Genomic DNA, 20,848 nt, shown 5'->3' with positions numbered 1-20,848 from the left:
AGAGGTTACTTCTTCAGCACCACCAATACATCCTCAAGCTCGACAATCATCTGCCGGATCAATTGTTTGTATTGGGTGGTGTCGTCCTTGGCTTCATCGCCAGAGAGGCGCAAACGCGCCCCGCCTATGGTGAAGCCTTGGTCGTACAGCAGCGCGCGGATCTGGCGGATCATCAGCACGTCCTGGCGCTGGTAATACCGTCGGTTGCCGCGGCGCTTCACCGGGTTGAGTTGGGGGAATTCCTGCTCCCAGTAGCGGAGCACGTGCGGTTTTACCGCACAAAGCTCGCTGACTTCACCAATAGTGAAGTAGCGTTTGCCTGGAATCGGCGGAAGCTCGTCGTTATGACTTGGTTCCAGCATAGGCCTCAACTCGGGCTTTCAACTTCTGCCCTGGACGAAAGGTGACGACTCGACGCGCCGTGATCGGGATCTCTTCCCCTGTCTTGGGGTTGCGGCCCGGCCGCTGGCGCTTGTCACGCAGGTCGAAATTGCCGAATCCGGACAATTTGACCTGCTCGTTGTCTTCTAGAGCGTGCCTGATTTCCTCAAAGAACAGTTCGACCAATTCCTTGGCCTCACGTTTATTCAGGCCCAGCTCCTCGTACAGCCGTTCGGCCATCTCAGCTTTCGTCAGAGCACCCATACGCTATTTCCTTAACGTGGTGTTCAACCTTTGTTCGAGCGAGGTGAGGATGTTTTGGGTCGCGGTATTCACCTCTTCATCATTAAGAGTGCGCGATGGATGCTGCCAGGTCAAGCCAACGGCCAGGCTTTTTCTATCAGGATCAATACCTTTACCCTGATAAACATCAAACAGCCTGAGGTCTGTCAGCCATTCGCCTGCATTGTCACGAATTACTTCAAGCACCGAGCTCGAAGCAACATCACGTCCTGCTACCAAAGCCAGGTCACGACGGACTTCAGGGAATTTCGACAGTTCGCTGAACTTCGGCAGGCGGCCTTCGGCCACTTCACCCAATACCAGCTCGAAGACAAACACCGGACGGTCCAGGCCCAGGGTCTTGGCCAGCTCCGGGTGGATCGCACCGAGGTAACCGACTTCGCGACCGGCACGCTCGATGCGGGCAGTTTGGCCCGGGTGCAGCGCCGGGTGCTTGCCCGGTACGAAGCTGAATTCGGCCAGCGAACCCGAGAAGCCCAACAGGGCTTCTACATCAGCCTTGACGTCGAAGAAGTCGATGGTGTCGCGACCGTTGGCCCAGCCTTCCGGCAGGCGGCTGCCGCACACCACGCCAGCGAGCATCGGTTGCTGCTGCAGGTTGCCCAGCTGGCCGACAAAGCGCAGACCGCTCTCGAACAGGCGCACGCGGTCTTGCTGGCGGTTGAGGTTGTGCTGCAGCGACTTGACCAGGCCCGGCCACAGGGAGGCACGCATGGCCGCCATGTCGCTGGAGATCGGGTTGGCCAGCAGCAGCGGCTCGACGCCCGGGCTGAACAGTTCGAATAGTTTCGGGTCGATGAAGCTATAGGTGATGGCTTCCTGGTAACCGCGGGCAACCAGCAGGCGGCGCAGGGCCGGCAGTTCGCCACGAGCCTCGGCCTTGGCTTGCGGGGCCAGGCGCGCTCGCGGATAACGAACCGGCAGGCGGTTGTAGCCGTACAGGCGGGCCAGCTCTTCGATCAAATCGACTTCCAGGCTGATGTCAAAGCGATGGCTTGGAACTTCGACCTGCCACTGCCCGGCTTCACCGCTGGTTTTCAGGCCCAGGGCGTTGAGCAGGCGCTCGACTTCCGCGGTGTCCATGTCCATGCCGAGCATCTGATTGATGCGCTCGGAACGCAGGGTCACCGGTGCAATCTTTGGCAGGTGCTGTTCGCTGACGGTTTCGATAACCGGACCGGCTTCACCGCCGACGATCTCCAGCAGCAGACCAGTGGCGCGCTCCATGGCTTCGCGGGCGAGCTGCGAGTCGACGCCACGCTCGTAGCGGTGCGAAGCGTCGGTGTGCAGGCCATAGGAACGGGCCTTGCCAGCGACCGAAATCGGCTCGAAGAAGGCGCTTTCAAGGAAGATGTCACGCGTGGTGGCAGACACACCACTGTGCTCGCCACCCATGACGCCGGCGATAGCCAGGGCGCGGGTGTGGTCGGCGATAACCAGGGTATCGCTGCGCAATGCTACTTCCTGGCCATCAAGCAGAACGAGCTTCTCGCCCTCCTCGGCCATGCGCACACGGATACCGCCATTGATTTCGGCGAGATCGAATGCGTGCAGCGGCTGACCCAGCTCGAGCATCACATAGTTGGTGATGTCGACGGCAGCGTCGATACTGCGTACGTCAGCGCGACGCAGGCGCTCGACCATCCACAACGGGGTCGGACGCGACAGGTCGACGTTGCGGATGACACGGCCCAGGTAACGCGGGCAAGCGGCTGGGGCCAGGACTTCGACCGGGCGTACTTCGTCGTGCACGGCAGCAACGGCGGGGACTTGCGGGCGAGTGACCGGCTCGGCGTACAGGGCGCCAACTTCACGGGCCAGGCCAGCCAGGGACAGGCAGTCGCCGCGGTTCGGGGTCAGGTCGACCTCGATACTGGCGTCGTCCAGGTCCAGGTACACGCGAATGTCTTCGCCCACCGGGGCGTCGGCAGCCAGTTCCAACAGGCCGTCGTTCTCTTCGCTGATCTGTAGCTCGGCCGCCGAGCACAACATGCCGTTGGATTCAACGCCACGCAGCTTGGCTTTCTTGATCTTGAAGTCGCCCGGCAGTTCGGCGCCGATCATGGCAAACGGGATCTTCAGGCCAGGGCGCACATTGGGCGCGCCGCACACTACCTGGAAGGTCTCGCTGCCGTTGCTGACCTGGCACACACGCAGCTTGTCGGCATCTGGATGCTGCTCGGTGCTCAGCACCTCACCCACGACGATACCGCTGAATTGGCCGGCAGCCGGGGTAACGCTGTCGACTTCAAGACCGGCCATGGACAGACGGGCAACCAGCTCGTCTCGGGATACCTGCGGGTTGACCCAACCGCGCAGCCATTTTTCACTGAATTTCATCCTGCTCTCCTGAAAGATTCGTTACGGGTGCGCGACCTAGCGAAATTGCGCAAGGAACCGCAAGTCGTTGTCGAAGAACAGACGCAAATCGTTGACGCCGTAACGCAGCATGGCCAGACGCTCGGCGCCCATGCCGAAGGCAAAGCCCTGGAACTCTTCAGGGTCGATGCCAGACATGCGCAGCACGTTCGGGTGAACCATGCCGCAGCCCATGACTTCCAGCCAGCCGGTCTGTTTGCACACACGGCAACCGTTGCCGCTGCACATCACGCACTGGATGTCGACTTCAGCCGAAGGCTCGGTGAAGGGGAAGAAGGACGGACGGAAGCGGACCGCCAGTTCCTTTTCGAAGAACACCCGCAGGAACTCTTCGATGGTGCCTTTAAGGTCGGCGAAATTGATATCGCGATCGATCAGCAGGCCTTCGACCTGGTGAAACATCGGCGAGTGGGTCAGGTCCGAGTCGCAGCGATAGACGCGGCCCGGGCAGACAATGCGGATGGGCGGCTGGCTGGACTCCATGGTCCGTACCTGCACCGGCGAGGTGTGGGTGCGCAGCAGCATGTTGGCATTGAAGTAGAAGGTGTCGTGCATTGCCCGGGCCGGGTGGTGGCCGGGAATGTTGAGTGCTTCGAAGTTGTGGTAGTCGTCTTCGACCTCAGGGCCCTCGGCGATGCCGTAGCCAATATGGGTGAAGAACTGCTCGATGCGCTCCAGGGTGCGGGTGATCGGATGCAGACCACCGGAGGTCTGGCCACGGCCCGGCAAGGTCACATCAATGCATTCGGCAGCCAGGCGGGCGCTGAGCTCGGCCTCTTCAAAAGCTGCCTTGCGCGCGTTGAGCACCTCGGTGACGCGCTCTTTGGCGTCGTTGATCAGCGCGCCAACTTTTGGCCGCTCTTCGGCAGGCATGTTGCCCAGGGTCTTCATCACCTGGGTCAGTTCGCCTTTCTTGCCAAGGAATTGAACCCGGATCTGTTCCAGGGCATTGATGTCTTCAGCGCGTTCCACGGCCTCCAGGGCTTGGGAGACCAGCGCGTCCAGGTTTTCCATGTACAGACTCCAGATACAAAATAGGGGAAGAGCGCAGGCTCTTCCCCTATTAAGACGTTTAACACCCGGCGCCGGAAATGACGCCGGGTGATTGTCGGGGGTACTTAAGCCAGCGAGGCTTTAGCCTTCTCGACAATCGCAGCAAACGCCGCTTTTTCGTTCACTGCCAGATCGGCCAGAACCTTACGGTCGATTTCGATCGACGCTTTTTTCAGGCCAGCGATCAGGCGGCTGTAGGACAGACCGTTGATACGCGCACCAGCGTTGATACGAGCGATCCACAGAGCGCGGAACTGACGTTTTTTCTGACGACGGTCGCGGTAGGCGTATTGGCCTGCCTTGATGACCGCTTGCTTGGCTACACGGAATACGCGCGAGCGTGCGCCGTAGTAACCTTTAGCCAGTTTCAGAATTTTCTTGTGACGCTTACGAGCGATGACGCCACGCTTTACACGAGCCATGAGTAATTTCCTCTATCTTTGACCAAAAATTAACGAAGGCGCAGCATGCGCTCGACTTTTGCAACGTCCGACGCGTGCAGCAGGCTGCTACCGCGAAGTTGACGCTTACGCTTGGTCGACATTTTGGTCAGGATGTGGCTCTTGAAAGCGTGCTTGTGCTTGATGCCGTTAGCCGTTTTCAAGAAACGCTTGGCTGCACCGCTTTTGGTTTTCATCTTTGGCATGTTCGGATACTCCGCATTCAGTTGATAAACATAACCGCAAGGCCTGCCGTGCCCTGGTGGTTATTTCTTTTTCTTGGGGGCGATGACCATCATAAGCTGGCGTCCTTCCATCTTCGGATGCTGTTCGACGGTACCGTATTCGGCGAGGTCAGCTTCGACCCGCTTCAGCAGTTCCATACCCAGCTCCTGGTGAGCCATCTCACGGCCGCGAAAACGCAGGGAAATCTTGGCCTTGTCCCCATCACTAAGGAAACGTACCAGGTTGCGTAGTTTTACCTGGTAATCCCCTTCCTCCGTCCCTGGACGAAACTTGATTTCTTTAATCTGGATCTGCTTCTGATTCTTCTTGGCGGCGGCCTGCTGCTTTTTCTTCTCGAAAAGGCTCTTGCCGTAGTCCATGACGCGGCAAACAGGAGGTACCGCGTCGGCAGAAATCTCTACCAGATCCAGCTTCGCTTCTTCAGCGATACGAAGCGCTTCATCGATCGAGACGATGCCAATCTGCTCGCCGTCAGCGCCAATTAACCGAACCTCGCGTGCCGAGATATTCTCGTTGATCGGGGCCTTCGGTGCAGCTCGTTTATCGTTTCTCATATCACGCTTAATAGTAATTACTCCGATTCTTGGCGACCACGCCGGGAAACCGACTGCGCAAGGAACTCCGCGAACTGGGCGACCGGCATGGAGCCAAGGTCTGCGCCTTCTCGGGTACGTACGGCGACGGTTTGCGTTTCGACCTCACGGTCCCCTATAACCAAAAGGTAAGGGACCTTGAGCAAAGTATGCTCGCGGATTTTAAAGCCGATCTTCTCATTTCTCAAGTCGGACTTGGCACGGAATCCGCTTTCATTGAGAGTTTTTTCAACATTCAGGGCGAATTCGGCCTGCTTGTCGGTGATATTCATGATCACCGCCTGGGTTGGCGCGAGCCAAGCCGGGAAAGCACCTTCGTAGTGCTCGATCAGAATTCCGACGAAACGCTCGAACGAACCGAGGATCGCACGGTGCAGCATGACTGGATGCTTACGGCCGTTGTCTTCGGAGACGAATTCTGCGCCCAGACGGATCGGCAGGTTGAAGTCGAGCTGCAGGGTACCACACTGCCAGACACGGCCGAGGCAATCTTTGAGCGAGAACTCGATCTTCGGACCGTAGAAGGCGCCCTCACCCGGCTGCAGGTCGTACGGCAGGCCGGCGCTGTCGAGTGCTGCAGCCAACGCGGCTTCGGCGCGATCCCACAGCTCATCGGAACCCACGCGTTTCTCAGGACGGGTGGACAGCTTCATTTCGATGTCCTTGAAGCCGAAATCGGCGTAGACATCCATGGTCAGCTTGATGAATGCGGCGGACTCGGACTGCATCTGTTCTTCGGTGCAGAAGATGTGCGCATCATCCTGGGTGAAGCCACGCACACGCATGATGCCGTGCAGGGCGCCCGATGGCTCGTTACGGTGGCAAGCACCGAACTCGGCCAGACGCAGCGGCAGCTCGCGGTAGCTCTTCAGGCCCTGATTGAACACCTGCACGTGGCAAGGGCAGTTCATCGGCTTGATGGCGTAGTCGCGGTTTTCCGACTGGGTGGTGAACATGTTGTCGGCGTAGTTGGCCCAGTGACCGGACTTTTCCCACAGGGAGCGATCGACCACTTGCGGGGTCTTGATCTCCAGGTAGCCGTTGTCACGCTGCACCTTGCGCATGTACTGCTCGAGCACCTGGTACAGGGTCCAGCCGTTGGGGTGCCAGAACACCATGCCCGGCGCTTCTTCCTGGAGGTGGAACAGGCCCAGGCGCTTGCCGATCTTACGGTGATCGCGTTTTTCCGCTTCTTCGATGCGCTGGATATACGCAGCCAGCTGCTTCTTGTCGGCCCAGGCAGTGCCGTAGACACGCTGCAGCTGCTCGTTCTTGGCATCGCCGCGCCAGTAGGCGCCCGACAGCTTGGTCAGCTTGAAGGACTTCAGGAAGCGGGTGTTCGGCACGTGCGGACCGCGGCACATGTCGACATATTCTTCGTGGTAGTACAGGCCCATGGCCTGTTCATCCGGCATGTCTTCGACCAGGCGCAGCTTGTAGTCTTCGCCGCGGGCCTTGAACACCTCGATCACCTCGGCGCGCGGGGTGACCTTCTTGATGACGTCGTAATCCTTGTCGATCAGCTGCTGCATGCGCTGTTCGATCGCCGCCATGTCGTCAGGCGTGAAGGGACGCTCGTAGGCGATGTCGTAATAGAAACCTTCGTCGATGACCGGCCCGATGACCATTTTGGCGGTCGGGTACAGTTGCTTGACGGCATGACCGACCAAGTGAGCGCACGAGTGACGGATGATCTCCAGCCCCTCTTCGTCCTTGGGCGTGATGATTTGCAGACTGGCGTCGTGCTCGATCAGGTCGCAGGCATCGACCAGCTTGCCGTCGACCTTGCCGGCGACGGTGGCCTTGGCAAGGCCGGCACCGATGGATGCGGCGACTTCGGCTACGGATACGGCCTTGTCGAAGGAACGTTGACTGCCATCGGGAAGAGTAATAATGGGCATGGCGCCTCCTCTCCTAGTGGTGACCCCTACCAAAGGTCACGTGGGTTGGGATGAGCCAGTACGCGATCCGCCCCTGTCCTTGCCGAAGCAAAGCCTGCCTCACAGTGGCAGAAGCCCGAGAGCCTGCCAGGGAACGAACCAGAGTGACTGGAATAGTAAAAAATAGTTGGGAGCTGCAAGCCGCAAGCGACAAGAAAAGCCAGCGGCGAACTCAAGCCGAGCATGCTAGCACAAAGCTTTGCGCTGATTGAGGGCGGATTAGCGCGGTTCGGTAGAAATATTCTGAATTTAAGCCTTGGCGGTGAACTTGCGCGGATTTTTTCTGCTCAGAGTTTGTGAAGCGTCCTACTCTTGTGAGACTCGACCCCAAGGAGTGTTTGGTTATGCGACTTCAGTCTCTACTGGCCCTGGCGGCTGCTTCTGTCCTGCTGCTGCCGTTGGGAGCCCATGCCGGCAAGCTACCCGCAGGCTACCAGTCCAATTGCGTGGCCCAAGCGCAACAGCAAGGCCTGGCGAAGGCTGCCGCCGAACAGCACTGCAGCTGTGCCGGGAAAGTGATCGAAAAGGAATTCACCGATGCGGAAATCAAGGATCTGGACAGTTCGGATGGCATTGACGCCAACACCATGAAGCGCGCGCAAGAAAAAGTTGCAGCTGCTTGCGCCCCGAAAAAATAGGCATTTGGCCCTGTAATCCATCGCAAATTTGCTCCAGATCAGCAATCTGCGAAGGTAAAAGGGGCTACAAGCCCATAATTAGACTATGATGGTCGGCGTGCACCCTGTTGGCCTCGGCAACACCGCACTACTGAAAATCATGTTTCCTGGAGATACACCCATGTCTAATCGCCAAACCGGCACCGTAAAATGGTTCAACGATGAGAAAGGCTTCGGCTTCATCACTCCACAAGGTGGCGGCGACGATCTGTTCGTTCACTTCAAGGCTATCGAAACCGACGGTTTCAAAAGCCTGAAGGAAGGCCAGACCGTTTCCTTCGTTGCCGAAAAAGGCCAGAAGGGCATGCAGGCTGCACAAGTTCGTCCAGAGTAAGATCTGACGAATAAAAAAACCCGTCCATGTGACGGGTTTTTTTGTGCCTGCAGGAACCAGCGTGAACCGCGCTTGCGACCGCGGGCAAGCCCGCTCCTGCACCGCAGGTTCAGCCGCAGTTGACGCGCGTGACGACGCCCTGGGCATCAGTGTTCAGGTTCAGGCGCTCGGAGCGGTACTCCAGGGTGATCACATCATGAGGCCCCAGGGCGCGAGCCAGTTGCGAACCGCTAGCCTTGCGAGCCTGCTCCAGCAACTGGGGGGTGACCGGCTTGCCGACGGCGAACTCGGCACCACTGGCCTGGCAACGGCCGTCAGTGTTCGCAGCCACGGGCTCGGTCGTCTTCGACGACGAACCGCCAGTGCTGCAACCGGCCAGAGCGGCAACTGCCAACAGGCTCATCAATGATGCACGGAACATGAATCCTCCTTTAAATACGGAATGCTGCCTATCTGACAGCCTCACTGGTTTTTCGTTGCAAAACCCGCAAAGTCTGCCTGAGCCAGCGCACTCAAGGAAAACCTAATCGTCACGGGATTTTGCACAAGCCCTGCCTACAGTCAGTACAGGTCGATGTAATCGCTCGCAGGTTTGGGCCAGTTGTTCTTCAGCGCATTGAACACCTGCAGCACCCAGCGTTCGTCTTCCGCGGCCTGTGCGCCGACGCAGCCGGATCCCGCCGCCCAGGTTTCCAGACGAAAGGCCAGGCCGTCGAGCTCACGACCGCCCACCACCTGGGAAAGCCAGGCAATGCCCCCACGGTTGACCCGCAACTGGCTGTGCTGGCCGTTGTTGCCTGCAGCAAGCAAGCTGCGCACCGCTTCAACGGTAAACTGTTCTGGGTTGTTCAAATCGATCTGCACAGCGCGCTTCCGACAAACTGGAAACCGTTAGTTTGCCACGCCCCCTGCCCTTATGCCTAAGTCGCAGTGCCTTGCCACGCCTTGGCATGATTTACTGCACTCCTTGGGCAACGGCAGCTTGGCCTTGCTCTTCAATCGCCAGGGCCCGGCGTTTGAACCCATAGTGCGCGCAGTTTTTATCCGGAAATGTTCATGACAAACCACATCATCGATGCCGACATCAAGGTCAAATGGCCCGAAGGCCAGAGTGCCTACAGCCCAGCCAGTGCCGAAGAGCTGATGCTGATTGCCGTCGACCTGCTGGTCAAAGACCTGGGCAACGAAGCGGCGCGCAGCTTCGTCGAGCAGGTGTTCGAGCGCTACGCACACACTACGCCAGACGCCCAAGCCGCGTACTGAGCAGGTCGAAAAAGCCCTGGGCATCGGCACGATCGATCCACATCACATTCGCTGGCTGCCCCAGCGCGTTGTACCAGTCGGTTATGGTCTGGCCGTAGGTCGGGCCTTCGCGGCTGTCGACTTGCATATGAACCTGTCGCCCGGCAAACAAGTCGGGCTTGAGCAGGTAGGCGATCACGCTGGCGTCATGCACCGGGCCGCCGGGGATGCCATAGCGCGCCATGTCGGCGGCGACATAGGCATCGAGGATTTCCACCACCCGCTTGCTGGCCCGGGTGTTCACGGCGGCCAGTTGCTGAAGCCGCGCCTCGCTGGTCAGCACCTGGTGGGTGACATCCAACGGCAGGTAAGTCAGCTTGACGCCACTGCTGAGCACTACCTCTGCCGCCTCTGGGTCGGCGAACAGGTTGAATTCGGCCACCGGCGTGATGTTGCCACCGTTGAAGTGCGCGCCCCCCATCACCACCACTTCCTTGATACCCCGAGTGATTTCCGGTGCCTGGATCAGCGCCAGTGCAAGGTTGGTCTGCGGACCGAGCATAGCCACCGTGACACTGCGCCACTCGGCGGCCCCCAAGGTGTCGATCAGGTACTGCACCGCGCCACCTTCAGCCAGCCCCAGCCTGGGCTGGTACACCGCAACACCCGGTAGCCCCTCATCGCCATGGATATCGGCCGCATAGACCGGCGCCCGCAACAGTGGCCTGGAGGCACCGGCATACACCGGAATATCTTCGCGCCCTCCCCACTCCCTGGCCAGGCACGCATTGCGCGACGTCTTGTCCAGGCGCACATTGCCGGCCACGGTCGTGATGGCGCGAATGTTCAGCGCCTCGGGCGATGCCATGGCCAGCAGCAACGCCACCACATCGTCGGCGCCTGGGTCGGTATCGATGATCAGCTCGATCGGGGCAGCCCGGGCGGCATCGGCCGTCAGCAGCGACATCAGCAGTACTCCTTGAAGCAAACGTTTGGTGGTTGCACCTAAAAGGTAACACCTGCAATCAAGGCAATGTTGCTGTACGGCTTGCATTCGCCGGTGCGCACCACGGCGCGGGCACCGCGGCTGAGTTGCTTGAACTCGGCGTGGCCGAGCAGGTTGCGGACGCCGAGCTGGCCGTGTGCGAAACATTGCTCGATGGTGGTCAGCGCGGGGGGATTGGCCTTGAACAACTCATTGGCCAGCACATGACTTTCCACCTGCATTTCGCTCAGTACGGCCCGCAACGTACTGGCAAAGTCCGGGACACCTGGGGTTAGCGCCAGGTCTATCAGTTCGACACCGGGAGGCACTGGCAGACCGGCATCACTAATCACCAGAATGTCGCCATGGCCCAGGGAGGCGACAACTCGGGACAGCGCGATGTTGAGCAAGGCGGTCTTCTTCATGGCTGTAACTCGACCAGGTAAGGGATCGAAGGCTGGGCGCCAGCGCGAGTCACCGACAGCGCCGCCGCGCGCTGGCCGAAGGCAATGGCCTCACCATCCTCCATGCCCCGCGCCAGGGCTGCGGCAAAGCCGCCGACAAAGGTGTCGCCAGCGGCCGTGGTGTCCAGCGGCTGGACCACCGGCGCCGGAAAGTGGCGCATGCCCTGGGCATTGGCAAACAATGCGCCCTGGGCGCCGAGGGTGACAATCACGTTTTTCACCCCCAGGGTGCGCAGATGGCTGGCCGCCACTTCAGCGCCGGTCAGGTCAATCACCGGCAGGCCAGTCAGGGCCTGGGCCTCGCTCTCGTTGGGAATCAGGTAGTCAATGGCGTGGTACCAGTCCTGGGGCAAGGGACCGGTGCACGGCGCCGGATTGAGGATCACCGTCTTGCCCAGCGCGCGACCGCGCCCCAGGGTGTAGGCCACCGTCGCCGGCGGCACCTCCAGCTGGCAGATGATGACTTCGGCGCCTTGCAGCAGCTCATCGAAAGCCTGCACCGATTCTGGCAGCAACTGGCCATTGCCACCGGGAATGATGACGATGGAGTTCTGGCTGCTTGCATCGACCACAATCAGCGCCAGGCCACTGGAGACACCAGCGCACACGCCTACTCCCTGGCAGTCGATCCGTTCATCGAGCAGGGCTTGGCGCAGGTGCTCGCCGTAGGCATCGTCGCCAACCTTTCCGATCATCGCCACCGGTGCCCCCAGGCGCGCCGCAGCAACCGCCTGGTTGGCGCCCTTGCCGCCCGGCACAGTGGCAAAGGACTCGCCCGCCAGCGTCTCGCCTGCGCGTGGCAGGCGCTGGGCGCGGGCCACCAGGTCCATGTTAAGGCTGCCGACCACCACTACCTTGGCGTGCATATTCGTGTTGCTCTCAGCGGTAATCATTGAAAAGGTCCGGGCGTGGCGCGGTGGACTCGCGCAGCACGATCTTCGGCGCAACAATGCGTTGCTCCGGTGCGCCACGCAGAGGCTGGGCAATGCGTGACAGCAACAAGGCCGCAGCGCTCTCGCCCAACTCGCGAATCGACTGCCCCACCGTCGTCAGTGCAGGAAACACATAACGGCTGAGCTGGATGTCGTCGAAACCGATCACCGACAGCTCGCTCGGTACGCAGATGTTGCGCTCGGCGGCAGCGCGCAGCACGCCGATACCGATCATGTCGTTGCCGGCAAATATTGCCGTCGGACGCTGCCCTTCCAGCAGGCGCGCCGCCGCGGCGTAACCGCCAAGGCTGGTGAAGTCACTGCTGAGAATACGCTCCTGGGCCACCGTCACTCCCGCCTCGGCCAGGGCGCGCTCGAAGCCCGCCAGGCGCAGCTGGGCGACACTGGTGTTGTTCGGGCCGCCAATGCAGGCGATATCGCGATGGCCCAGGTCAAGCAGGTGCCGGGTCGCAAGATAGGCACCCTGCTCATGGTCGATACGAACGATGTCGGCCTCGACCCCCTCCAGGGCACGGTCGACGATCACCATGGGCGTGCGCACGCTGGCCAGACTGTCGAGCAGGTCGCTGTCTTCACCCACAGAGGCGACGATCAGGCCGTCGATGCGCTTTTCCAGCAGCACGCGCAGGTAGCTACGCTGCTTTTGCGGGTTATCGTCGGAGTTGCACAGGATCACGCAATAGCCCTTGCGCTCGCAGCCGTCCTCGATGCCCCGGGCCAGCTCGGCGAAGTACGGGTTGACACTGTTGGGCACCAGCAGGCCGATGGTGGCAGTGCTTCGTGCCTTGAGCGAGCGCGCCACGGCGCTGGGCACATAGTCGAGCTCAACGATGGCGGCCTCCACTTTCAGGCGCACCTGCTCGCTGACCGGTCGGGTCTTGTTCAGTACATGGGACACGGTGGTGTAGGAAATCCCCGCCAGTGCCGCGACATCTTTGATCGTTGCCATTGTTCAGTTCCGCCGGCTTGCACGCCGGCTACGGTAGGTGTCGAGGACCACGGCGATCACGATGACCGCCCCGGTGATAATTCGTTTGGTGGGCTCCGAAGCGCCGATCTGCGCCAACCCTGCGGCCAGCACCGAGATAATCAACACGCCAAAAAAGGTGCTGATGACCGACCCGCGCCCGCCCATCAAGCTGGTGCCACCGATCACTACGGCAGCGATGACCTGAAGTTCAAGGCCTGACCCTGCATTGGGGTCGGCTGCCTCCAGGCGGGAAATCTGGAACAGCGCTGCCAGCCCGGCGAGCATCCCCATCAACGAGAACACCAGGACCTTGTATGGACGCGGGTCGATCCCGGCCAGGCGCACTGCCTCTTCATTGGTACCAATGCCGGTCAGGTAGCGGCCGAACACGGTGCGAGTGAGCACCAGCTGGGCGAGGATGATCACCAGCAAGGCGATGATGAACGACGGCGACACACCGAATGCCAACGGGTTGGAGAGCCAGGCGAAAGCGTCCCCGATGTAGGCGGTGCGCGAGTCGGTAAGCTGGTACGCCACGCCCCGCGCCATTTCCAGCACGCCCAGCGAAACGATGAACGACGGAATCCGCCAGGCCACGGTAATCGCGCCGGTCAGGCTTCCGGCCAATGCCGCCACGCCCATGCCCAGCAAGGCCGCTGGCAGCACGCTCCAGCCCCAGCCCAGTATCGCCACGCTGACCGCCGACGCCGCCAGGGCCAGCACCGATCCCACCGACAGGTCGATACCACCGATGATCAGGACGAAGGTCATGCCCACCGCCAGCACCATCAGGTCGGGAATCTGGTTGGCCAGGGTGCTGAAGGTGCCATAGGAAAGAAAGTGATCGCTCAGCAGCGAGAACAGCACGATCATCGCCAGCAATGCGCCGGCCAGGCCCAGGTAGGTGCCCAGGCCGTAGTAGGTGCCGCCACGCTTTACGCGGGGGACGGCGGTGTCCAGTGGAGTGGTTTTCATGGGGCCATCCTGGGTGCCGCCTCGTGCAGCAGCGCATCACGTTTTTGATAGCCGGCGAAGGCCGCGGCCAGTAGTTGGTCCTGGGTCCAGTGTTCGCGCTCGAAAGTGTCGATCAGGCGCCCGGCGCTGAGCACACCAATGCGGTCGCAGATCAGCATCAGCTCGCGCAGGTCGCTGGACACCACCACCAGCGCCTTGCCCTGGCGCGCCAGCTCGGCGAGCAGGCCGTAGATGTCGAACTTGGCGCCGACATCGATGCCGCGGGTCGGCTCATCGAACAGCAACACAGAGCAGTCGCGCTCGAGCCAGCGGCCGATCACCACTTTCTGCTGGTTGCCACCAGACAGCTCCCCCACTACCTGGTCGGGGCTGGAACTGCGGATGCGCATGGCGCTGATCTGCCGCTGGGCAAGCGCACGCTCGGCGCCGCCGTCGAGCAGGCCCGCACGGGAGATCGCCGGCAGGTTGCCCAGGGCGATATTGGCGCTGATCGATTGCGACAGAAGCAGCCCCTCGCCCTTGCGGTCTTCGGTGATCAGGGCAATGCCTTCACGGACGGCCGCCGCCGGCGAGTGGATGTGCACCGCCCGCAGCGGATTGCCGATCTCGACAGTGCCGTTGTCGGCTCGGTCGGCACCGTAGATCAAGCGCAGCAACTCGGTGCGCCCGGCACCGATCAATCCGGAGATGCCAAAAATCTCGCCACTGCGTACTTCAAAGGACACATCGCGAACTTTATCGGCCCGCCCCAGCCCCTTGACCTTGAGCAGTGGTGGGCCGATCTCGCGCTGCCCCAGGTCGATATGCTCGGCAAGCTCGCGCCCCACCATCAGGTTGACCAGTTGCGCGCTGCTGTAGCGATCCATGGGTTCGACACACACCAGCTTGCCATCGCGCAGCACGGCCACTCGCTGGGCGATACGCTTGAGCTCTTCAAGGCGGTGAGAGATGTAGACGATGGCCACGCCCCGCTGCTGCAGGCGCTCGATCTGGGTGAACAGCAACTCGACTTCCCGCGCGGTGAGCATGGCCGTCGGCTCGTCGAAAATCAGTACATGGCAGTCGCCGATCAGGTTGCGGGCGATTTCCACCATCTGCTGATGGCCGATGCCCAGCTCGCCCACCGGCGTGTCCGGGTCTATGGCCTCCAGGCCAACCTGCGCCATGGCCGCCTGGGCCATTTGGCGCAGGCGCTTGCGACTGATCCAGCCCGCGCAACTGGGCAGATTGTCGAGAAACAGGTTCTCGGCCACGGTGAGGGTCGCCAGTAGATTGAGTTCCTGCATGACCATGCGCACACCGGCACGCTCGGCAACAGCGCGACTGCCCGGTTGGTACGGCTGCCCCTGATACTGCATCTGCCCGGTGGTGGCCACTTCAAGGCCACCGATGATCTTGGAAAGGGTGCTCTTGCCCGCCCCGTTCTCGCCGGTGAGCGCCAGCACCTCGCCGCGATACAGGCCCAGGTCGATATCGCTCAGTACGGGCTGGGCGTAGGTCTTGCCGATTGCGCTGACTGAAAGCACGACATCCGCGGTCGCTGACATTGCCGATTCTCCTGGGCGCCCAACTCGGGCAGGCGCACCTTGTGCGACTACGGTTGGGTGACCAGTTCGACCGGGGTCTGGATGACATTGTCGGCATCCACTTCAGGTTTTTCGCCCTTGAGCATCTTCAGTGCCGCTTCAATGCCGAATACCGCCTGCCTGGCCGCGTACTGGTCGGCAGTGGCGAGCACCCGACCGTCCTTGAGCATCGGCTTGATGGCGTTGATGTTGTCGTAGCCGACCACCTGCACCTGACCGGCCTTGCCCGCCGCCCGCACCGCCGATACCGCCCCCAGGGCCATGCTGTCGTTGCCGGCCAGCAATGCCTTGATATCCGGGTGCGCATTGAGCATAGAGGCGGCCACCGCGTTGCCCTTGGCAATTTCCCAGTCGCCCGATTGCACCGAGACCACCTTCATCTGCGCCCCCTCCATTGCATCCTTGAAGCCTGCGGTGCGCTGTTGGGCGTTGGTGGTGGTGGAGACGCCCTCGATGATGCCGACCTGGTCACCGGCCTTGAGCTTTTCCTTAGCCAGGTACTCGCCTACCAGGCGTGCACCTTTGCGGTTATCGGGGCCTACGAAGGGAACGCTGAGGTTTTTGCTCTTGAGCACCTCGGGGTCCAGGCGGTTGTCGATGTTGACCACGGTAATACCGGCATCCATGGCCTTTTTCACCACCGGCACCAGGGCCTTGGAATCGGCGGGGGCAATCACCAGGGCGTTGACCCCGGAGACGATCATCTGCTCGACGATACGAATCTGGTTGCTCGAGTCAGTCTCGTCCTTGATGCCATTGGAGATCAGCTCGAAGTCACCTGCATGGGCCTTCTGGTAAGCCTTGGCACCATCTTCCATGGTCAGGAAGAACTCGTTGGCGAGGGATTTCATCACCAACGCGACCTTCGGCTTTTCATCAGCCAGGGCCTGGGAGAACGGGGCAACGAGTGTAAGCGAAGAGAGTACGGCGGCAGCCAGCAGGCGTCCTGGGAACGGCAGCTTCATGGGTTTACTCCGGATCTTATGATTTTTATCGGGTCGCAAACGTTTGCGTTAGCTAACTATGGAAATGTAACCAAACTTTGTCAAATCCGCTGCCGGAAACGGTCGGGATAGCGCGCGTAGGAATTATCGTTCAAACAACCGTAAAACCGAACACTCCTTGCATGCAATATTCGGAATCCCGAATAGACAAGGCCTCGCGCGGGGCCTGCAAATCAAATAAATTTAGTTTTAAATCAATAAGTTGTATATGAAAAGGGACGAACGGATGAGCTGGTACGTTTTCTGCTCGCTCTTGGGGGTTACACAGCTAACTCCATCAATAAGAGAGAACAACAATGAAAGCTGCGCTTAACTCCTTCGTCCCAGGGGCACTCGCCCTACTGCTGCTCCTGCCTGCCGGCGTCAACGCCAAGGAAGCCGAAAACCAGCAGAAACTCGCCAATGTGGTGATTCTCGCCACCGGCGGCACCATTGCCGGCGCCGGTGCCAGTGCCGCCAACAGTGCGACCTACCAGGCCGCCAAGCTGGGCGTCGACAAACTGATCGCCGGCGTTCCGGAACTGGCCAACATTGCCAACGTACGCGGCGAGCAAGTGATGCAGATCGCCTCCGAGAGCATCAGCAACGAAAACCTGCTGCAACTGGGTAAGCGCGTGGCTGAACTGGCCGACAGCAAGGACGTCGACGGCATCGTCATCACCCACGGCACCGACACCCTTGAAGAAACCGCCTACTTCCTCAATCTGGTCGAAAAAACCGACAAGCCGATCGTAGTGGTGGGCTCGATGCGTCCGGGCACCGCGATGTCGGCCGACGGCATGCTCAACCTGTACAACGCCGTGGCCGTTGCCGGTGACAAGCAATCGCGCGGCAAAGGTGTGCTGGTCACCATGAACGACGAGATCCAGTCCGGTCGTGACGTCAGCAAGACCATCAACATCAAGACCGAAGCATTCAAGAGCCCATGGGGCCCGCTGGGCATGGTGGTCGAGGGCAAATCCTACTGGTTCCGCCTGCCAGCCAAGCGCCACACCATGGATTCGGAGTTCGATATCAAGAACATCAGCAGCCTGCCTGCCGTGGACATCGCCTACGGCTATGGCAACGTGAGCGACACCGCCTACAAGGCCCTGGCTCAGAATGGCGCCAAGGCGATCATCCACGCCGGCACCGGCAACGGCTCGGTGTCGTCGCGCGTTGTGCCTGCACTGCAGGAACTGCGCAAGGAAGGCGTGCAAATCATTCGCTCCTCCCACGTCAACGCCGGTGGCTTCGTGCTGCGCAACGCCGAGCAGCCTGACGACAAGAACGACTGGGTCGTGGCCCACGACCTGAACCCGCAAAAAGCACGCATCCTGGCCATGGTCGCCCTGACCAAGACCCAGGACAGCAAAGAGCTGCAGCGGATCTTCTGGGAATACTGAGCGCTAGGCGCGGGCTCACCGTCGAGGTGGGCCTCGCCCTCTCCCACCCTCGCCCAACTACGATCAACAGACCACAGCAAAGCTGCGCGATCCGGGCCTCATGCGTTCTTTCACTGACGAGCAGTTGCGAAAACACTTACAGTAAAATACTGTATGCGCATACAGCCAAACAAGGAACGCTTCGTGACCAACACTTCCGCCCCTGCCAGCAGTTACGAGCAACTGGGCATTCGCATCCAGAAAATCATCAACTCGCCCACCGCACAAAAGGCCCGGGCCGCACTGATCTTCCGCCTGGAGCACGAATCTCCCGACGATTGGGCAACCCTACTCGAAGAAATCGCCGAGAACGACAACGTCACCCTCGCCTATCGGGACGACGGTGGCGTGCAGATTTTCTGGGTTGTGCCGAAGGAAGACTGATCGCGAATGAGAGTTTCGTTTTTTGCAGTCGCGTGCCTGCTGCTGAGTGTCACCACCGCCCACGCCGATGCACCTCGTACCTTCAGCGAAGCCAAGAAGGTTGCCTGGCGCCTGTATGCGCCGCAGTCCACCGAGTTCTACTGTGGCTGCAAGTACAACGGCAACAAGGTCGACCTCGCCACCTGCGGCTATGTACCTCGCAAGAACGCCAACCGTGCCGCGCGTATCGAGTGGGAGCATATCGTTCCTGCCTGGCAGATTGGCCACCAGCGCCAATGCTGGCAGGACGGCGGGCGCAAGAACTGCGCGCGCAATGACAAGGTCTTCCAGCGCGCCGAAGCCGACCTGCACAACCTGGTACCAAGCATTGGCGAGGTGAACGGGGATCGCAGCAACTTCAGCTTCGGCTGGCTGCCTGAGCAGCGCGGGCAGTACGGCTCGTGCCTGACCCAGGTGGACTTCAAGGCCAAGAAGGTCATGCCGCGCCCGTCAATTCGCGGCATGATCGCGCGCACCTACTTCTATATGAGCAAGCAGTACAACCTGAAGCTGTCCAAGCAGGACCGCCAACTATATGAAGCCTGGAACAAAACCTACCCGCCGCAGGCCTGGGAACGCCAGCGCAATCAGCGGGTAGCTTGCGTGATGGGACGGGGAAATGACTTTGTCGGCCCGGTGAACCTCAGAGCCTGCGGTTGAGGCTCAGGCCAGCGCCTGCAGGTAGGCACTGGCCTGCTGGTAGCGGGCCAGGCGGGCCATGTCTTCAGGACCGGGAAGGGCGATACGCGACAGGTCGCTGTTGTCGGCAAGGTCTGCCAGCTTGACCACCCGCGCCAGCGGGTCGCCACCCAGGCGGATGACGAAGGCCTCGTAGCTTTCGTTATCGCGCCGACTCAGCGCCTGCACCGCCGCCAGGATCTTCAGGGCGAAACCTTCACGGGCAAGGTCCGACAGGGTCATGGGCGAATCCTCGAGCACATCGTGCAGCACAGCGACGATGCGCTGCTCCACTGTCGATACCCTCAGCATCACCCGCAGCGGATGAAGGATATACGCGGTACCACCCTTGTCTTGTTGCCCTTCGTGCGCCCTTGCCGCTACCGCAATGGCCCGTTCCAATGTCGACATTAGGCCCCTCCCGCTCAATGCCCGCGCCATTTCAGGCGCGCCATGCTGTAGACATCGATCAACACGCCGTCACGCAAAGCATAGTCGCCCAATTGTCCTTCGACTTCAAAGCCATGGTGCTTGTACACAGCCAGTGCTGGCTGATGGGTAATGGCGGGGGATGCTTCCTTCATCACGACTCTCCTTGCGTTGAGCCGTGAGTGTACGGGGCCGGGAAACGAACTGGCTAGCGAGTCGCGCCGTGCTGGATGATCACCGAGTCGGTGCCCAGGCGGGCCATGACGTCGGCTTGCCGGGATTGCGCCTCGGCCTTGGTCGGGAATGGGCCAAGCAGCACCACCGGCTTGCCGTCACGGTAGGCGACCGAAGACGGGATCTGCTTCTCGATCAGGCGTGCGGTCATGTCGCTCAAGGCGCCCATGTTCGGGCCCTGGACGATCTCGACATCCCAGCCCTCCGGGGCCGGCTGGTCGGCCAGGGCTTCGGCGCGGCGCTGCAGGTCGGCTCCACCGCAGATTTCGCGAATGCGCAGGTTGCTGCCCTTGTCGGCGAGGATAATCTCGAAGCCGTCGGTTTTCTTGATCGCCACGTAGCTGCGGTACGGCAGGAAAGTGCCGGTATCGTCCTTGCTGCGCACCTGGCCGCAGATGTCGCCCCGGGTATCGGTCCGCACGTTAGCGAACTTGGCTGTCTTGGGGTTTGGCAGCTGTTCGGCAATCTGCTTGTGCACGCCTTCGATTTCATTTTCACAGCCGGCCAGCGCCAGAACTGCCATTACCATCGCCACTTTGCGCACGCGTCTATCTCCTGGATACAAGCGGCGGATTCTAGCATTTATGCCTGTCTTTTTTTGGGCCAACAGCAAAAAGGGCGACCCTTTCGGATCGCCCTTTCTGTCGAGATTTGGTAGGCACAATTGGACTCGAACCAACGACCCCCACCATGTCAAGGTGGTGCTCTAACCAACTGAGCTATGTGCCTGCTGTGGGGCGCATAATACGCAGGTACGAACCTGTCGTAAAGCGAAATTTCATAAAAAAATCAGCAGCTTTAGTCTTTCGAGCAAAGTCGCCCAAAACAAAAAAGGCGACCCTTTCGGATCGCCTTTTTTGCACCGCCAGCAGGGGCGGATTTGATTTGGTAGGCACAATTGGACTCGAACCAACGACCCCCACCATGTCAAGGTGGTGCTCTAACCAACTGAGCTATGTGCCTGCTGTGGGGCGGCATTCTACGGAATCGGCTGACAGTGTCAACTCTTTTTTTCACGCTAAGCCACTGAATCTTAAAAATATTTATGAAAACCCTCAGTAAAGGATTTTCAACACACGACTAGCGGGTGTTTATTATTATTGATAGCATCGGTACAGTCGTAAAAAATATAAAA

At 60.4% G+C, this 20,848-nt stretch carries 26 protein-coding genes and 2 tRNA genes; 6 read left to right on the top strand and 22 right to left on the bottom strand.

The window, feature by feature from the left end:
- Positions 1-5 precede the first annotated feature (5 nt).
- The 8 genes from NPS58_RS03720 to thrS all read right to left on the bottom strand — a co-directional run bounded on the left by NPS58_RS03720 (position 6) and on the right by thrS (position 7,296).
- Positions 6-362, bottom strand: coding sequence for a MerR family transcriptional regulator (locus NPS58_RS03720; RefSeq protein ID WP_010222411.1), 357 nt, complete (start codon positions 360-362; stop codon positions 6-8).
- Positions 343-645 carry an integration host factor subunit alpha gene (ihfA, locus tag NPS58_RS03715; protein ID WP_002553164.1) on the bottom strand — a complete coding sequence of 101 codons (303 nt, stop codon included), beginning with the start codon at positions 643-645 and terminating at the stop codon, positions 343-345. Before ihfA ends, NPS58_RS03720 begins: the two co-directional genes overlap by 20 nt.
- Positions 646-648: 3 nt before the next feature.
- Complete coding sequence (gene pheT / locus NPS58_RS03710; RefSeq protein ID WP_274113635.1) at positions 649-3,024, bottom strand: phenylalanine--tRNA ligase subunit beta; 2,376 nt, start codon at positions 3,022-3,024, stop codon at positions 649-651.
- Between the two features lie 36 nt (positions 3,025-3,060).
- Complete coding sequence (pheS, locus tag NPS58_RS03705; protein ID WP_274113633.1) at positions 3,061-4,077, bottom strand: phenylalanine--tRNA ligase subunit alpha; 1,017 nt, start codon at positions 4,075-4,077, stop codon at positions 3,061-3,063.
- Between the two features lie 104 nt (positions 4,078-4,181).
- Positions 4,182-4,538, bottom strand: a complete 357-nt coding sequence (gene rplT / locus NPS58_RS03700) for a 50S ribosomal protein L20 (RefSeq protein ID WP_010222414.1) — start codon at positions 4,536-4,538, stop codon at positions 4,182-4,184.
- A 29-nt stretch (positions 4,539-4,567) separates the two neighbouring features.
- Positions 4,568-4,762 (bottom strand): 50S ribosomal protein L35, encoded by a 195-nt coding sequence (rpmI, locus tag NPS58_RS03695; RefSeq protein ID WP_027620572.1) that lies wholly within the window; start codon positions 4,760-4,762, stop codon positions 4,568-4,570.
- A 60-nt stretch (positions 4,763-4,822) separates the two neighbouring features.
- The gene (gene infC, locus NPS58_RS03690; RefSeq protein ID WP_274115345.1) at positions 4,823-5,374 is read right to left on the bottom strand and encodes a translation initiation factor IF-3; all 552 of its coding nucleotides are present in this window, start codon (positions 5,372-5,374) and stop codon (positions 4,823-4,825) included.
- Entirely contained in the window at positions 5,374-7,296 is a 1,923-nt protein-coding gene (gene thrS, locus NPS58_RS03685; protein WP_274113630.1) for a threonine--tRNA ligase, read from the bottom strand. Before thrS ends, infC begins: the two co-directional genes overlap by 1 nt.
- A gap of 383 nt (positions 7,297-7,679) precedes the next feature.
- Between thrS and NPS58_RS03680 the strand changes: the two genes are divergently transcribed.
- Positions 7,680-7,973: a hypothetical protein gene (locus NPS58_RS03680; protein WP_274113628.1), complete on the top strand. Its 294-nt coding sequence runs from the start codon at positions 7,680-7,682 to the stop codon at positions 7,971-7,973.
- Positions 7,974-8,133: 160 nt separating this feature from the next.
- Positions 8,134-8,346: a cold-shock protein gene (locus tag NPS58_RS03675; protein WP_007956027.1), complete on the top strand. Its 213-nt coding sequence runs from the start codon at positions 8,134-8,136 to the stop codon at positions 8,344-8,346.
- Between the two features lie 109 nt (positions 8,347-8,455).
- On the opposite strand, the gene NPS58_RS03670 is transcribed toward NPS58_RS03675, so the two are convergent.
- Both NPS58_RS03670 and NPS58_RS03665 read right to left on the bottom strand, forming a co-directional pair.
- Positions 8,456-8,767 carry an I78 family peptidase inhibitor gene (locus NPS58_RS03670; RefSeq protein ID WP_274113626.1) on the bottom strand — a complete coding sequence of 104 codons (312 nt, stop codon included), beginning with the start codon at positions 8,765-8,767 and terminating at the stop codon, positions 8,456-8,458.
- A 140-nt stretch (positions 8,768-8,907) separates the two neighbouring features.
- Positions 8,908-9,210, bottom strand: coding sequence for a hypothetical protein (locus NPS58_RS03665; protein ID WP_274113624.1), 303 nt, complete (start codon positions 9,208-9,210; stop codon positions 8,908-8,910).
- Positions 9,211-9,402: 192 nt separating this feature from the next.
- Here NPS58_RS03665 and NPS58_RS03660 point away from each other — a divergent pair, with 192 nt between their 5' ends.
- The gene (locus NPS58_RS03660) at positions 9,403-9,609 is read left to right on the top strand and encodes a hypothetical protein (protein ID WP_274113622.1); all 207 of its coding nucleotides are present in this window, start codon (positions 9,403-9,405) and stop codon (positions 9,607-9,609) included.
- Here NPS58_RS03660 and NPS58_RS03655 read toward each other — a convergent pair.
- Genes NPS58_RS03655 through NPS58_RS03625 form a run of 7 tightly spaced genes read right to left on the bottom strand, consistent with a single transcriptional unit; the run spans position 9,581 to position 16,486 of the window.
- Positions 9,581-10,555 carry a nucleoside hydrolase gene (locus NPS58_RS03655; RefSeq protein ID WP_274113620.1) on the bottom strand — a complete coding sequence of 325 codons (975 nt, stop codon included), beginning with the start codon at positions 10,553-10,555 and terminating at the stop codon, positions 9,581-9,583. The two genes, NPS58_RS03660 and NPS58_RS03655, sit on opposite strands and share 29 nt — an antisense overlap.
- Before the next feature lie 38 nt (positions 10,556-10,593).
- Positions 10,594-10,998 (bottom strand): D-ribose pyranase, encoded by a 405-nt coding sequence (rbsD, locus tag NPS58_RS03650; protein ID WP_274113618.1) that lies wholly within the window; start codon positions 10,996-10,998, stop codon positions 10,594-10,596.
- Entirely contained in the window at positions 10,995-11,903 is a 909-nt protein-coding gene (gene rbsK / locus NPS58_RS03645) for a ribokinase (RefSeq protein WP_274115344.1), read from the bottom strand. Before rbsK ends, rbsD begins: the two co-directional genes overlap by 4 nt.
- A gap of 13 nt (positions 11,904-11,916) precedes the next feature.
- On the bottom strand, positions 11,917-12,939 hold the full coding sequence (locus tag NPS58_RS03640; RefSeq protein WP_274113616.1) for a LacI family DNA-binding transcriptional regulator: 1,023 nt from the start codon (positions 12,937-12,939) through the stop codon (positions 11,917-11,919).
- Positions 12,940-12,942: 3 nt separating this feature from the next.
- Entirely contained in the window at positions 12,943-13,935 is a 993-nt protein-coding gene (locus NPS58_RS03635) for an ABC transporter permease (protein WP_274113614.1), read from the bottom strand.
- Positions 13,932-15,482, bottom strand: a complete 1,551-nt coding sequence (locus NPS58_RS03630) for a sugar ABC transporter ATP-binding protein (protein WP_274113612.1) — start codon at positions 15,480-15,482, stop codon at positions 13,932-13,934. The genes NPS58_RS03635 and NPS58_RS03630 overlap by 4 nt, the downstream gene beginning before the upstream one ends.
- Before the next feature lie 47 nt (positions 15,483-15,529).
- Positions 15,530-16,486 carry a sugar ABC transporter substrate-binding protein gene (locus NPS58_RS03625; RefSeq protein WP_274113610.1) on the bottom strand — a complete coding sequence of 319 codons (957 nt, stop codon included), beginning with the start codon at positions 16,484-16,486 and terminating at the stop codon, positions 15,530-15,532.
- 335 nt (positions 16,487-16,821) lie between these two features.
- Between NPS58_RS03625 and NPS58_RS03620 the strand changes: the two genes are divergently transcribed.
- The 3 genes from NPS58_RS03620 (at position 16,822) to NPS58_RS03610 (ending at position 19,032) form a co-directional block, all read left to right on the top strand.
- Positions 16,822-17,910, top strand: a complete 1,089-nt coding sequence (locus tag NPS58_RS03620; RefSeq protein ID WP_274113608.1) for an asparaginase — start codon at positions 16,822-16,824, stop codon at positions 17,908-17,910.
- A gap of 153 nt (positions 17,911-18,063) precedes the next feature.
- The gene (locus tag NPS58_RS03615; protein WP_274113606.1) at positions 18,064-18,333 is read left to right on the top strand and encodes a DUF1654 domain-containing protein; all 270 of its coding nucleotides are present in this window, start codon (positions 18,064-18,066) and stop codon (positions 18,331-18,333) included.
- 6 nt (positions 18,334-18,339) lie between these two features.
- A complete protein-coding gene (locus NPS58_RS03610; protein ID WP_274113604.1) occupies positions 18,340-19,032 on the top strand; it encodes an endonuclease I family protein in 693 nt (230 codons plus the stop codon).
- Positions 19,033-19,035: 3 nt separating this feature from the next.
- Here NPS58_RS03610 and NPS58_RS03605 read toward each other — a convergent pair whose 3' ends face one another.
- The 5 genes from NPS58_RS03605 to NPS58_RS03585 form a co-directional block, all read right to left on the bottom strand.
- The gene (locus tag NPS58_RS03605) at positions 19,036-19,461 is read right to left on the bottom strand and encodes an HD domain-containing protein (RefSeq protein WP_274113603.1); all 426 of its coding nucleotides are present in this window, start codon (positions 19,459-19,461) and stop codon (positions 19,036-19,038) included.
- A gap of 14 nt (positions 19,462-19,475) precedes the next feature.
- Positions 19,476-19,634, bottom strand: coding sequence for a hypothetical protein (locus tag NPS58_RS03600; RefSeq protein WP_274113601.1), 159 nt, complete (start codon positions 19,632-19,634; stop codon positions 19,476-19,478).
- Positions 19,635-19,687: 53 nt separating this feature from the next.
- Positions 19,688-20,257: an SPOR domain-containing protein gene (locus NPS58_RS03595; protein ID WP_274113599.1), complete on the bottom strand. Its 570-nt coding sequence runs from the start codon at positions 20,255-20,257 to the stop codon at positions 19,688-19,690.
- Positions 20,258-20,365: 108 nt separating this feature from the next.
- A tRNA-Val gene (locus NPS58_RS03590) sits at positions 20,366-20,442 on the bottom strand.
- A 157-nt stretch (positions 20,443-20,599) separates the two neighbouring features.
- A tRNA-Val gene (locus NPS58_RS03585) sits at positions 20,600-20,676 on the bottom strand.
- Positions 20,677-20,848: the final 172 nt, after the last annotated feature.

Origin of the sequence: Pseudomonas putida (assembly GCF_028682455.1) — a bacterium.
GTDB lineage: Bacteria > Pseudomonadota > Gammaproteobacteria > Pseudomonadales > Pseudomonadaceae > Aquipseudomonas > Aquipseudomonas putida_AA.
Note: the sequence above shows the minus strand (reverse complement) of the source record. Positions and strands in the feature narration are given on the sequence as shown.